Annotated in this window: 10 protein-coding genes; 8 read left to right on the forward strand and 2 right to left on the reverse strand. The window is 42.1% G+C overall.

What is annotated here, in order from left to right:
* Positions 1-39 precede the first annotated feature (39 nt).
* The 7 genes from J4E06_RS02330 to J4E06_RS02360 all read left to right on the forward strand — a co-directional run bounded on the left by J4E06_RS02330 (position 40) and on the right by J4E06_RS02360 (position 9655).
* Positions 40-303: a DUF2024 family protein gene (locus tag J4E06_RS02330; RefSeq protein WP_349522436.1), complete on the forward strand. Its 264-nt coding sequence runs from the start codon at positions 40-42 to the stop codon at positions 301-303.
* Entirely contained in the window at positions 300-656 is a 357-nt protein-coding gene (locus J4E06_RS02335) for a gamma-glutamylcyclotransferase family protein (RefSeq protein ID WP_349522437.1), read from the forward strand. Before J4E06_RS02330 ends, J4E06_RS02335 begins: the two co-directional genes overlap by 4 nt.
* Positions 653-1258: a MarR family winged helix-turn-helix transcriptional regulator gene (locus J4E06_RS02340; protein ID WP_349522438.1), complete on the forward strand. Its 606-nt coding sequence runs from the start codon at positions 653-655 to the stop codon at positions 1256-1258. Before J4E06_RS02335 ends, J4E06_RS02340 begins: the two co-directional genes overlap by 4 nt.
* Before the next feature lie 622 nt (positions 1259-1880).
* Positions 1881-2477: a Crp/Fnr family transcriptional regulator gene (locus J4E06_RS02345; protein WP_349522439.1), complete on the forward strand. Its 597-nt coding sequence runs from the start codon at positions 1881-1883 to the stop codon at positions 2475-2477.
* A gap of 441 nt (positions 2478-2918) precedes the next feature.
* Positions 2919-3467 (forward strand): DUF4347 domain-containing protein, encoded by a 549-nt coding sequence (locus J4E06_RS02350; RefSeq protein ID WP_349522440.1) that lies wholly within the window; start codon positions 2919-2921, stop codon positions 3465-3467.
* An 11-nt stretch (positions 3468-3478) separates the two neighbouring features.
* Positions 3479-8731: a T9SS type B sorting domain-containing protein gene (locus J4E06_RS02355; RefSeq protein ID WP_349522441.1), complete on the forward strand. Its 5253-nt coding sequence runs from the start codon at positions 3479-3481 to the stop codon at positions 8729-8731.
* A 33-nt stretch (positions 8732-8764) separates the two neighbouring features.
* On the forward strand, positions 8765-9655 hold the full coding sequence (locus J4E06_RS02360) for a PorP/SprF family type IX secretion system membrane protein (RefSeq protein WP_349522442.1): 891 nt from the start codon (positions 8765-8767) through the stop codon (positions 9653-9655).
* A gap of 103 nt (positions 9656-9758) precedes the next feature.
* On the opposite strand, the gene J4E06_RS02365 is transcribed toward J4E06_RS02360, so the two are convergent.
* Together J4E06_RS02365 and J4E06_RS02370 are read right to left on the reverse strand one after the other, a co-directional pair.
* Positions 9759-10496 (reverse strand): carbonic anhydrase family protein, encoded by a 738-nt coding sequence (locus J4E06_RS02365; protein ID WP_349522443.1) that lies wholly within the window; start codon positions 10494-10496, stop codon positions 9759-9761.
* Positions 10497-11044: 548 nt separating this feature from the next.
* Positions 11045-12241, reverse strand: a complete 1197-nt coding sequence (locus tag J4E06_RS02370) for a GAF domain-containing sensor histidine kinase (RefSeq protein WP_349522444.1) — start codon at positions 12239-12241, stop codon at positions 11045-11047.
* Between the two features lie 1164 nt (positions 12242-13405).
* On the opposite strand from J4E06_RS02370, the gene J4E06_RS02375 reads away from it, so the two are divergent.
* Positions 13406-14935 (forward strand): sensor histidine kinase, encoded by a 1530-nt coding sequence (locus J4E06_RS02375; RefSeq protein ID WP_349522445.1) that lies wholly within the window; start codon positions 13406-13408, stop codon positions 14933-14935.
* Positions 14936-15126 lie beyond the last annotated feature (191 nt).

The raw sequence follows: 15126 nt of genomic DNA on the forward strand, positions 1-15126 counted from the left end.
TCTTTACGGGGCTTTCCTTTTTATTAAAGAAAAACAAAAATGAAAGTAGCAGTTTGGGACACCTATGTAACCAAAAAAGACGGTAGCATAATGCACTTTGACATTATCGCTCCCAAAGAAATTAGAGATATAGCCGTGATCTTCGGTTATGGTAAAGAATATTTAAAAACCAAAGCTCAAGAAGGACAAGCTTTAACCTCAAAAGAATGTAGATTCTGCCATATGGAAACAGTACGGCCCGAATGGGAAGCGGAAATCGAGCAAAAAGGCTTTTTTATCATTGAAATGGAAAATTGCAGATGAAAGAGGGCATACATTTACTATTCTCATACGGCACCTTACAGTTGGAGAACGTACAGCTTGAAAATTACGGTCGAACCTTAAGAGGAGAGCGAGATAGATTGATCGGATATAAAATTGAAAAAACAAAAATCACAGATACCACGGTCCTTGCCAAAAGTCAGCTTGATCATCACCCTATTGCCCTTAAATCCGGCAATGAATCCGATTTTTTGGAAGGAATCCTATTTGAAATCACGGACACTGAACTTAGGGAAACCGACAACTATGAAGTCAGTGAATACCATAGAATACTTGAAACGTTTGAGTCAGGAAAAAAGGCTTGGGTCTATGTGGCCAAAAATATGAAACTATGAAATATCCATCGTTCAATTTAAACGAACAAAACCAAAAAGTAGAAAGCCGGATCGTAGTTGCTTTGGAACGTATTTCGGAAGCATTTAGGGTATTGCTTTGGAACGAAAGCAAAGAAAACTCATTAAGTCCGATACAAATTCAAATTTTGATATTCATCTCTTTCCATTCCTCGGAAAAATGTAAAGTGGGGTATTTAGCAGACGAGTTCAATATGACCAAAGCCACAATAAGCGACAGTGTCCGGGTGCTGCTTTCCAAAGCATTGGTTACCAAGGAAATGGACCCTAGCGACACAAGAAGCTATTCGCTTTTACTTACTGACGAAGGAAAAAAAATTGCTAAAAAAGCATCGTTCTTCGCTTCTTCAATCGAACAACCAATTGAAAGATTGACCGAAGAACAAAAAACAACAATGCTCAACGGATTGCTGAAATTGATTTATGACCTAAACAAGTCTGGTATCATTACCATTCAACGCATGTGTTTTACCTGCTCTTTTTACAATGGTGAAAACGGAAATCATTATTGTAATCTACTGAAAACAAAACTTACTGAATCTGAAATTCGTTTGGACTGCCCTGAGCACAAAATGATTCCGTGAGCGACAAATAAGGGCCAGCCTGCACAATATACGGCTTTGTACTGCCTGGGAACTGGGCACCCCACACACCAGTCTTTAAAAGGCTAGGACCGTGCCATGCAGTTCACGCACAGGGCAGTTTGTTAATTTCTCATAACCTGGAAGTAGCCCAACATTGAGAGGAAGCACCCAACTTGAAATCGCCTTAGGGTTATACTAAAAGAAAACCGCCCTAATCAATGGACTATCAACCCTTTGAAAATGAACATTATCCGATTAATTGTGAGATGGACCATTCTATCAGTATTTTTACTGTTCCATGCCAACCTGACAACTGCACAAACTGGACTTATTACATTTGACCGGATATAAAGTCAAAATACTATCTTGAGTCTTACTTTTGCAAAAACAGTTCCTCCTTTTTTTTCTATTTGTCATGTATTCTTTATCAATCATTGTGCTTTTGTGACGATGATGTGAATAGGTATTAATGCTTTATGGCGGGGTAGCATCTTGAACGTTTTATCTGTTTCTTTAGAACTAGGGTGTCTGCGTAGGTATTGGTATAAAATCTCCTTGTTAGGCATGAAAATGTTACTTTTGTGTATCCAAAAAAACCAACCCAACCAAATTGATTCTTTAAATGGTCACCAATAAGCATTCAGATAAAAATCTTTTTATCATTTTATTTCTCAATGCAATTTATCCTTTAAGCCCTAGCTTAAAAAATTACCTTGTTCAGCATATAAAAAGTTGTTCTTTCGAAAAAAATCAACTCATTAGCAAAGCCGGCGAAATTTGCAATCGTCTCTATCTTATTAAGAAAGGGTTGGTTCGCGGATACTTTGTAAGTGAAGGATTGGAAATAACAACTTGGTTGGATTCCGAAAATGAAGTTTTTACCTCTATTACCGGTTTTTTCAGAAATGAACCCAGTCAAGAAAACATACAAAGTCTGGAAAACACTTATTGTGATTACTTGGAATATGAAGACTACAAATATTGTTTGAATCATTTTCCAGAAATGCGGCACATTAACCGGATATTACTCGAGGAGTATTATATTTTGGCAGAACATCGGGTATATTTAGCAAGAATTCCCAATGCCCGAAAAAGATTGGCCTATTTCATGGGAAACATAAAACCCCAGATTGTGGAGCGAATCCCACGAAAACATCTAGCTTCTTATTTGGCCATAAGACCTGAGACTTTATCCAGGCTTATGAAAGAAATAAATTAAGGCTACCATCCCTGATCTAGATTACTACAACGCTTCTTGAAAGGGTTCCTAACGGTCCTTTCAGTGTTGCTCACTTCCTTATATACTTTCAATTTTTGTAAGAATATAGCTCTAAATTGATATTTGTCAATTTAGTGAGCGATTTTTTAAAATAAGGAGAGTATACCCCCGTTTCCCATACAACAAATAAGAAATAGATTACACAATTGGAGGTCTTTGTAAGAAAAAAGACCCTTTAAAAATGTTCCCATAATATATGACATAGCACTACTGTTTCAATCAATCGTTCCACATGTAATTATCGCTGACCTGATCTAGTACTGCTAGAAAAACGGTTGCTAAAAAAAATTGCCGATAAAGTCGGCCCGGGCAACTTATGCCTTTTTAGAGACAAAATTGAACCTTATAAATCATTATTAAAAACCTAAACTAAATTCGCAAATGAAAACCATTTTCAACCAAAAAACAGCACTGAGCTTCCTGCTCTTATTTTCATTGACCTTGAGCGTCTCCATGGCCCAAACGGATGATGTTGTGATTATGGATTCCGGATATTCCCAAAAACAGGAAATCATAAACCAACTTCCATCCAACATAGCCATATTGGAAATCAATAGGGAAAACAATCCATGGAAAACTATACGTGAATATTTACTGGCGAACACTTCGGTCCAGAACATTCACCTCTTCGCCAATGCCAGTTATAACGCATTTGAACTTGGCGGAATAACCTATAATTCCGAACAAGTTAACCAAGAGTTTGAGTTTTCGATGCTCGAAGGACTTTACCAAGGTACCAACATCCAACTTTTGGTGTACGATTGCAACCTCGGATCCAATGAAGAAGGACTTGCACTTTTAAAACGAATCAGTGAACGGTCATACTTCAATATCGGGATTCCCACCAACTGTAATTCAGTTTTGGATGGCGACCTTGATTTTGACCATACCACTATGGACCAGCCAATCAACAGTTCAATATTTAACTAGAACAACCAACCATGAAACAAATTTTTCAAACCTCACTAACACTTTTCACACTTTTTCTGCTGTGCAATGCCCTACAGGCCCAAACGGTGGATATGACAGTACAGCAGGGCCCAAATGTAGACGTAATGGTCACCGTGGGATCGGCAAATGTGGATCTTTCAACTTTTGAGAACGACTTGGAGCAAGCTATGTACGCCAAAGGAATCCCATTGGGCAAACTAAGGGTGGAAGCCTTTCAACGGAGTTCAATCTCTTCCGATCAGGCTGATGCCGGCGACATTTTTAACAGTTGGAACATTATGGACTTCAATGGGACAGAACCACCAAATACCCATACTGACCTTAATTACAATAACTATACCGGTAACTATTTCAGTTTTGATACGAACACCAACCAAATTTTAGCCGATTTTGTTCGCCGAAATTCCGGAAATTATGGGGTTGCCATGTACGATCCTACAGGAGATGTTGCGGATGGAACCATATCGGCCACCTTTGGACTTTCCGGTTCCCCATACACCCACGCAGAAGTTGGGTTTATTTTTAGAAAGAAGGACAATCAAAATTTTTATGCATACATCATCGATAACCATACCGCCTGCGGTAACCTGATGAACTATGCCAACGGTGACGGATTCCCTGCTGAGGCGATCTTAAAAAGAGAAAACGGGGTTACCACCATTTTGGCCGTAAACACCAATAGCACACGCTCTGGCTCGGCCCCCTACGGATGGGATGCGAATAGGGCCGATATGTTTGCTGCCTTTTACAATGGACAAAAAATCGATTTCAAAATAGAAATGTCAGGGAACGATATCAAAATTTCCCGTAGAGGTGGTGGCGGCAATGCTGGAACGGACTGGATCCAATCCTTTGACATTACCGATACCTCATTCCCTTCGGGCAGTTACGGGTTTTATGTGCACGAACAACAAAATGCCTATTTTCAGGATATTAGCATTGAAAAACTGGAACTGCGTGCCTTCAAGGATGTCCTTCGCGAACCACAATGGAGAAACAGTGCACTGCGTTTTAATGTAAACTTGGATGATATCGAAGTTGCTGATTTTGATAGCGATCAAGACCTTTCCGAAATCTTGATGCGGACCATCAACGAGGATATCCACTACATCGGATGGGGAACCAATGCCAACCAAGCACAGTTTGAACGTTTTATCCAACAGAACAACACTCAAGGAACCTTTATCAACCGGGATGCCGGGAGCTGGTCAACTTGGATGGACGATATGTCACAATACATTTATGACCAATATCAATTTGGAACCGTTACGGCGGGAGAATTTTTCATAGCGGGCACCTCGGTAGAGATAGATGTGGACCCTGCACAATTGAAGTCGAACACAGCCAATGCCAGTTATCCCTCGGGGCGATGGAAGATTACTCATGACGAGACCTATTTTGCCAACAATACTGGAAAAGTATCTTGGGACGGACTCTATTTGGAAGATGTACCGGAATTCTACGAAAAACCAGGTAAATACTCCTTCACTTTCGAGGATTTGCCAACAGCGCCCACTACCCTATTCTTTCATAGAAAACCCGTGGCCAGTTTTACCTATAGTGCGGATACAGGATTCATCAACAACACCTCTTACGATTTGGATGGCGGCGCCAATAACGGTATCAACCAATCCGAATGGAAATGGAAGGCAGTAGATGCCGGCTCCACGAACGATTGGACCATTGGACAGTTTGATAAAAACTCCGTTCCGGATGGAGAATACTTGGTGATGCTAAGAGTTCAGGACCATCAAGGTACTTGGAGTAGTCCAACCAGTATCTATGTTGAAAAAACAGCCAGTTCGGGAGGGGCAACGGATTTACCCATTGCACAGTTCAACATCCAACCCGATTTGATCAATACCTACACGGGCAACATGACCATTGGTATTGTGGATAACTCTGTCGACCCCTACGGAAGAACCCTATCCGTACAGGAATGGATCGTTACCCAGCGTACCTACGATACCGACGGAAACCCATCCGACACGCAAATTTATAATGCTGGCACACCTATGACCGATTTTTCGGCCTACAACAATCTGTCAGCAGATTATATCATAAGCCTACGGACACAGACCAATACAGGTGTTTGGTCCGAACCCTTTTATCGTACCCTGACCATTGTGGACGATAATACCAGTCCTACCATTACCGCAACACCTGCCAACGGAAATCTGGATACCAATACGGACATTCAACTGGTGTTCCAAGATGAGAATGGCGGAAGTGGCTTTGATGTACAGCGCTTTGCTAAAGTCCAGAGTGCCTCTGCACCTGCAACCGACCACGCTTCGTGGACTTCGTGGAGCAATAGCCAATCCAAGACCACTTCTTTCAACTCTGGAGGTTCCGGATGGTACATCCATGCCGAAGTAAAAGATAATGCTGGCAATATTGGCACAGCTTCTTTCGGTCCTTATGATATTACCCTTGTGGTAAGTGCCGATAATGACTTGGCCATTTTGGATGAGGATACTACATCAGATCCAATTGATGTACTGTACAACGATGTATATGATACCGGTGCCACCCCAACCGTGACAATTACGGCTCAAGGAACCAAGGGTAACGCCGTGGTGAATAGTAGCAACCAAGTAGTATATACACCAAGTGAAAATGAAAATGGAACGGACACTGTTACCTATGAATTGGATGACCAAGGCCAAAAGGTAACCGCAAACATTACGCTTTCCATTTTACCTGTCGATGACGAGCCCTTGGCGAACGATGACAGTTTCAATCTGGATGAAAACGCCACCTTGAACGATGATGTCTCCACCAACGATGTTGAAGTGGACGGTGATGATAGAATTTACCACATCATCTCAAACCCATCCAGCGCAACCTCTTTTACCTTTAATGTTGATGGTACTTTTACTTATGAGCATAATGGCGATGAAGCTGCAACGGATAGTTTTACTTACAATTTCGAGGATGCTGTTTCTTTTTCGGAGACAGTGACCGTCACTTTGAACATCACCAATGTGAACGATGCCCCAGAAGGTGGAGATGTTACCTTGGAAGTGGTTCAGGATTCTGGCTATACCTTTAAAACAGATGATTTTAACTTCTCCGATGCTGATCCAGGCGACACTTTTAATGGCATACAAGTAATCTCCCTTCCGACAAAAGGTACTCTGGAATACAATGGCTCTCCCGTACAGTTAAATGATATGATCGATGACGTAACCCTACTTGTCTTCACAACGGCAGATGGGGAATACGGCGCATCCTATACATCTTTCTCCTTCAAGGTAAAGGATGGTGATGATGTCTTAAGTGCCGCTACCCATACAGCAGACATCAATGCTGCCCAAGATACCGATGGTGACGGAGTGCCCAACGAAGATGATGAAGACGATGATGGGGATGGTACACCTGACGCTGAGGATGATTTCCCATTGGACCCTTCCGAGGACACCGATACCGATGGTGACGGAACCGGCGACAATGCCGACGAGGACGATGACAACGACGGCACACCCGATGCCGAGGATGATTTCCCATTGGACCCTTCCGAAGACACCGATACCGATGGTGACGGAACCGGCGACAATGCCGACGAGGACGACGACAACGACGGTACCCCTGATTCCGAGGACGATTTCCCAAAAGATGATTCTGAGGATACCGATACCGATGGTGACGGAACTGGCGACAATGCCGATGACGACGATGACAACGACGGTACCCCTGATTCTGAGGACGCCTTCCCGAAGGATGATTCTGAGGATACCGATACCGATGGTGACGGAACTGGCGACAATGCCGATGACGACGATGACAACGACGGTACCCCTGATTCTGAGGACGCCTTCCCGAAGGATGATTCGGAGGATACCGACACCGATGGTGACGGAACGGGCGACAATGCCGATGACGACGATGACAACGACGGTAGTCCCGATGCCGAAGATGCATTCCCTAAGGATGATTCGGAAGACACCGATACCGATGGTGACGGAACCGGCGACAATGCCGATGACGACGATGACAACGACGGCACTCCTGATGCCGAGGATGCATTCCCGAAGGATGATTCTGAGGATACCGACACGGACGGAGATGGAACCGGTGACAATGCCGACGAGGACGATGACAACGACGGTACTCCCGATACCGAAGATGCATTCCCAAAGGATGATTCTGAGGATACCGATACCGATGGTGACGGAACTGGCGACAATGCCGATGACGACGATGACAACGACGGCACTCCTGATGCCGAGGATGCATTCCCGAAGGATGATTCTGAGGATACCGACACGGACGGAGATGGAACCGGCGACAATGCCGATGAGGACGATGACAACGACGGTACTCCCGATGCCGAGGATGCATTCCCTAAGGATGATTCGGAAGACACCGACACTGACGGAGATGGAACCGGGGACAATGCCGACGAGGACGACGACAATGACGGAACCCCTGATACCGAAGATGCATTCCCTAAAGATCCTTCCGAGGATACCGATACCGATGGTGACGGAACCGGGGACAATGCCGATGATGATGCCGACAACGATGGTACTCCGGATTCTGAGGACGCTTTCCCGAATGACCCTAACGAAGATTCCGATATAGATGGCGATGGTGTTGGTGACAATGCTGATACCGACGACGACAATGACGGAGTTACAGACATCGATACGGACGGAGACGGCCTAGGTGACAACGTTGACAACGATGATGACAACGACGGGATACCGGATGATCAAGACGATTTCCCTAATGATGCATCCGAGACTATTGATACGGATGGAGATGGAACTGGTGACAACGCCGATACCGATGATGATGGTGATGGCTATTCCGACGAAGTGGAATTGGCCGAAGGAACCGATCCTTGGGATGCATCCAGCACTCCTTTGGATACCGATGGCGATGGCATTCCCGACAGTATGGACGATGACGACGACAATGATGGTGTTGCGGATGTGGATGATGCGTTCCCCACAAGTGAAGAACCTTCATTGGTACCCGCTCAAGCTTTTACTCCTAATGCTGATGGCAACAACGATGCTTGGATCATTCCCGGAATCGACAACTACCCCAACAATGTAGTGAAAGTTTACAACCGATGGGGACACGAAGTGTTCGGTACCAGATCCTACCGAAACAACTGGGAGGGCTTCTATAAAAACAGAAGTGAAAAGCTTCCTGCGGGATCATACCTATACATCATAGACCTAGGGGACGGCAGTGCGCCGCTTCAGGGATGGATTTTCATCAATTATTAATACCAACAGAACAAAAAACACCATACAAAAACGATGAGACTTTTTAATTATATACAATTAGTGGCCCTGTTTCTTCTGCTTTCCTTTAAAGCAAGCGCTCAACAGGACCCCAACTATACCTTTTACCGCTATAACATGAATATTTACAACCCTGCTTTTGCGGGAAGTTCAGAGGCTGCCGAATTCTCCTTGGGAATTCGCAGCCAATGGGCCGGAATAGAAGGAGCCCCAGAAAGCCAAAGTGCCATATTTGGGATGCCGGTCGGAAAAAATGTCGGTCTGGGGGTTTCCATTCTCAACGATAAAACTTTTATAGAACAGCAAACATGGATGGCCATCGATGTGTCTTACAACATACAACTCGATGAGGAACACACCCTATATTTTGGAATCAAAGGAAGTGCAAACTCTTACGATGCCAATACTCAGGGATTGGTAACTTACGGTGTGGGACAAGATGGTGCACTGGTCGATTATGACAGTCGTTTTACGCCGAACGTTGGTGCCGGGGTGTTTCTTAAACATGATAGATACTTTGCATCTTTGTCCGTACCCAAACTATTGACACCCGACCGCTTACAGGAACGTGATGGAAATGCCTATCTGGGTACAGATAGAATGCATGCTTACCTAAGTGGCGGCTATACCTTTCTTTTGGGGAAAACATTGGATTTGAAGACCATGGGAATGTTTCGTTATGTGGACGCATCGCCCATATCCGTCGAAGTAACGGGAATCCTGGACTTCGGCGAGCGCTTTGAGTTCGGTGCCAGCTATAGGTATGACGAGAGCATCAGTGGACTGTTCCTGTTCAATATCAGCAACGGGTTCAATTTGGGTTATGCCTATGAGACCTCCATCCAAAACCCTATTGATGGCCTGGACAACAATACCCATGAACTTTTTATGCGGTTGAAAATGTAACCCACTAGGAAATTCCAGATCTAAGATGAACAAAAGAGGCTGCCAAAAAAAGGCAGCCTCTCATTTTATAGGGGAGTGTAGAAAAAATTTTGACCCTATTGTATCAATCCAAAAAAATGACTACTCCGGTATCCATATCATACACTGCACCCTTGATATCGATTTCTCCTTTATCGAACATTTCTTTAAGGATAATGCTATCTTCTTTTATTCTATTTATGTTCCGGTACACATTGTTTTCCACTACTTCATGCACGAACAGCCTATTTTTAGAGGTCCTCTCTCCAGTCGATTTCGTGGACATTTCCACTGCCGGTTTTATATTTTCCAACATGGTCGTAATGTTCCCAAGTTCTACACCATCAATCGCCGCATGGATGGCACCGCAATTTTCGTGTCCCATTACCAAAATCAATTTGGCCCCTGAAACCTTAGTGGCGAACTCCATACTGCCAAGGATATCAGGGTTGACAAAATTACCGGCCACACGGGCAACGAAAATATCACCGATTCCCTTATCAAACACATCCTCTACAGGGACGCGACTATCCACACAGGACAACACAATAGCCTTGGGAAACTGAGCTTCCACCGTCTCACGAATTTGGAACGAATGATCACGGGCAGTCAAATCGCTTCTCACAAATCTTTCATTGCCCGCCCGTAGTTGTAGCAATACGTCCCCCGGAGTCAAGGCGGCCTGTTCTTCGGCGGTTAGAACATCCTCGATTAGAATAGCACTTCTATCTATTTCTATGGTTCCCTGCTCCATTTGAGCGGTAAGAGTGAAGGCACTTAAAATAGCTAGGACAAAGACGAACGTATTCAAATTATTTCTCATAGTATGCAAGGTTTTATTTAGCAGGATAAAAGTATTATCAAATATTGAAATTAATACTATTACTATTCATAAATAATAGTTAAACTAACTTAAATAATAGTATTACTATTATTTTTAGACGAATGATTGTTTGAATTTTCTAAAAATTGAGCCATCCCGATTTTTCTCAAGTATTTAAACCTAAGTGTTTGGATGTGGTCACCATTGAAAGATTCCTTCTTTTTAGTTCTTATTACTCGCTAAATTTGAAGTCGGCAGGTATTCCACCATGGCAATCCATATTCCATTCATCCGAAGAAGAGCAGATACACTCTCTTTATCCTCCGAAAAACTGAATGGAAATGGTATCATTTGCAAATCAATCCATTGTAAGAAGGGTAACACTATAAAGTATCAATGGACTTTATACGGAATCAATGTATATCGTAACGATTCCAAAAAATAGTTGATGTTAATTGTTTCTCTTTACTTCTCACAGGAAAAAGCACGAAAGCACATGGTAAAAGTATTCGAACTCTTATCAATATCAATGGAAAGTGTGAAGCTGATCAATTCAAGTTTAGAGGTATGGCAATTTTGATGTTTGTCCCCCTACCCTCTTCGGATTCAATGTTCAGGATTCCATGGATACTCTCGACCATTTCAGCCACAAGGGATAGTCCCATCCCATATCCTTTTTCATCAGCTGTGCCACGGTCATCTTCTAGACCAATGTCCGTTATATTTTGTAATTTTTCTTTTGGGATTCCTTTTCCATTATCGCTCACTTCAATACGAAGAGCTGTCATTTCTTCATCTTGCACTATATCAAGATTCACCTTTATTTCCCCTTTTGATGGAGTGAACTTTACGGCATTGGCAATAAGGTTGCCCACAATGGGCAGTAATTTTCTTCTGGAGAATCTTTGATGGTCTTTTGTTTGGTTGAATGCAACTTGGAGATTGACCTCCTTATTGTGGGCAGAAAGTGCATAAAGATCTTCTAGATGAGCCTTGAATTCAGAGAGCGTAAAATAATTATCCTTTTGCAGGGCTTTCTCTCTTTCCAATATATCATCCGTCAAGTCCAACAGCTTGGAAGCGGAACCCTTGATCATTTCCATGTATGACTTAAACTCCTCTTTATCAACCGTTACATTTTCTGTACTCATGGCCAAGCCAAGAATGCCGCCCACGGGTCCCCTTACATCATGAGCCAATTGATTACGCTGAACAATGGCTTTGTCAAATTCATCTTGGAGCGAATCCATTTTTATTTTACACTCCAATTTTTTCACGATTTCATCAGCAATAAGTTCAAGGAGCCTTTTACTTTCTGCAGAGACTTTCTTTTCCTCTTGGTCCAAGACACAAAGTGCTCCGATATTCTCCCCTGTCTGTACCTTTAACGGAATACCTAGATAGAATCGGAATCCATCTTCGCCTTTCACAAAAGGATGTTCGCTGAACCGTTCATCTTGGTCAAGATGTGGTACTTCCATCAAGTTTTCCGTCTGAATAGTGTATTGGCAAATAGAGGCTTCACGATCCATTTGGAAGATGTCCGCATTATAACGTGATACGCTCCATTGGGAATGATTATCGATCAAATTTATTAAGGATACTTCTGTACCCGCGACATGGGCCGCTAACTCGACCAAACTCTTGAATTCTTCCTGAAGATTACCATAATCCAAGTCAAATTCACTTAATTTTCTAATCCGATTATACTCTATTTTAATGCGGTCTACATCATCTTTCCTCATGAATCATTATTTATTTAAAACAGTCGAATAAGGGGTCTTTACAGAAAGTACACTTTCCCAAATCTTAACGATGATTTCAATGGAATAGTATCCAAAAAACAAGTTTTTTCTTACAAATTATGTTCAGATATCATTGGTGGTATTCGCCATAATGTCAAAGCATTGAAAATGCTCGCTATGAAAGATTTCTGCATGTTTTTTTTACAAAAAGGGCCTAAAAAAATCAAACCACTATGTATTCCTATCTTTTAGGACATTCGCAAAATTGTCTTTTTCGAAGAAGAATTCCAACAAAAAAGAAATTGAATGTCCATAATGTGTCATAATATCACGAACGTCACTCTGAACTTGATTCAGGGTCACATAAAGAGGCTTATATTCAACAAAATGAGATGTTGAAACAAGTTCAACATGACACCAAAACACCCATTATGACATTAAACGGGCAATCAGAAAAAGAATTAGATAAATCACATAGTCAATCAGAAACGGCCACAGTAAAGGGAAACTGCGGATAAACTACATTTTCAATCCCTACTTGGTGACCTATTTTTTCAAAAGTCTGGAAAGCCTTTGTTTTATCTCATATCAGACATGACCAAGACACCATTCCGAATCGCAGTTCGTTTATCTTAAATAAAAGGCCTTAAGGTTGCAGACGGCAAATGGCCAAAGCAATGTACTGAGTGCTTCACACAAAATATACCCTCAAAAATAATTTGCTCCGATGGGAAAATCAAAGTGCTAAACCTTTCCTAAGAAAAATGTAACACAACAAAGTCACCTTTTGGACTGAGCGAATCAGTTTTGGGTCGTACTACTAAATTGTTAAATTTTGATGCTCTTTTTTTACTTTATGAATATTGTCCACTTAGCTTAGATCGCCCATATCAAAAACATTTGGAGGATTATCCATTAGGCTCACTTGGTTCTTCGTTCCAAAAACCCCACACCTTTCACTTGACATCATGTAAGTGGACAAATTACGCAACATCAAATATTCTCTATTACTTGCCCGTTATAAAGCATGGTATACAAGGTGTTATCATAACCAAAAAACAATATATGAGCATGGTCGTTGCGGCTTGTCCAAAAATAAATTATCTTACAACCTTAACATTTATTCACTAGAAATGTACTCGCCTAACCTACAAACTTTCCACCATGGACTTGATTGATACTGGAAACCTGGAAACCATTGTATTCACATCCATTTTCGGCATTTTTGGGATATACCACCTGCTCTCTTTCTTGGTTTTGAAGCACAAAGTATTATTCTATTATTTTATTGTCATTTTGGGGTTGACGCTACATTGGAGTCTTTATTTCTTTATTGGCGGTGCTTTTGGAGATGCAATTTCCAAGATTGCCGACAAAGCCTCTCTCAGTACCGCCATGATCACAACTTTGGGGTTGTTGCTTTTCACAAAAAACTATCTTGACATCAATGGAAACGACCATCCAAAATTATCGAAGACCTATAAGGTGTTTATTAGCCTTGTAGCCAGTCTTCCGCTCTTTCATATCACTAACAATCTGATATTTGGAATAGGTTGGCTAAATGATTCTTTTGTTTTGTTGGCAGCCCTTTTGGCCATGCTTTCCATATTCCTCAATATATTTTCCGGCTTTCAATTGTTCCGCAAACATCAATTAAACCGATATTACCTGTATTCCTATACCCCAATCCTGCTGGCCGCCCTACTATATACGGGGACATGGTTTTTAAAAAGAGGTTTTGATTTTGATGCCGGCACCATAGTCCTGATAACCTCCATCTTAGTGACCCTTCAGTTGATTCTTTTTTCATTGTTGATAAGTTTCAAGTTCAAGGCTATCGAATATGAGGCCATGAAAATACAGCTGGATGCGAACACAATGCTTCAAAGCGAAGTGGACAGACAGACCAAAAAACTTCAGCTTGCAAAGGGAGTGTTGGAGGATCAAAACAAGGAACTCGAAAAAGTCAACCAACTTAAGAACAAATTGTTCTCATTGCTAACCCATGATGTTAGGGCACCACTCAACAACTTCATTGTAATCATCGAATTGATCCAGGCCGAACTGGCGGACAGTGAACTAAAAGCGGTAACGGAACAGTTGAAAAGTGAAATTGCCGATAAGATTTCCATGGTCAATGGCTTACTACAATGGTCCTATAAACAGCTGGATGGAATGACCGTGGATAAAAAAGTTTGTGACCTGGAACAGGTTTTTGGCACCATTGCCAATGAATTTGAACGATTGGCCAATGATAAAGGGGTTACATTAGAGCTACAGATATCGCACGCTAAACTTTTGATCGACGAGAACATGTTAAATGTAATTCTCCGCAATTTGATTTCCAATGCTATTAAATTCAGTCCAAGTGGTCAAAAAATAGTCCTTTGGTCAAAGCGTAGCGGCGGATATATTGATGTCGGGGTGAAAGATTTTGGTGTGGGCATGAACACCGATTGGTTCGAGGACCTGGAAAAAGATGGCAGACCCCAAACCAGAAAAGGCACAAAAGGAGAAAAAGGTACCGGTTTTGGTTTGTTGATAGCCAAGGACTTTGTAGCAATGAACGGGGGTGAACTGATTTGCGAAAGCGAGGTCGATAAAGGAACCAACTTTTTTCTGCGCTTTACAATTGCCGCCTTGGATCAAACACCAAATCCAATAGTGCTCGATGCGACCCAGGAAAGAGGTTAAAAGGAATACAGAGATTTAATGTGTTCATTCCCGGAACCGATGTAAATGGCCATTTGGCAAAAAATGAGCTAAACCTTATAGAAAAGCAGTGTGCCAAGCAGGCAATTATAAGAACCTTGGTTCTACAAATAGCTAAGGAATAATTTATTCCAAATAGGGATTAGACCTTCTTGATTTTCCGTAGGTCCAGT

The sequence above is a fragment of the Allomuricauda sp. NFXS6 genome (assembly GCF_040148835.1).
Classification (GTDB): domain Bacteria; phylum Bacteroidota; class Bacteroidia; order Flavobacteriales; family Flavobacteriaceae; genus Flagellimonas.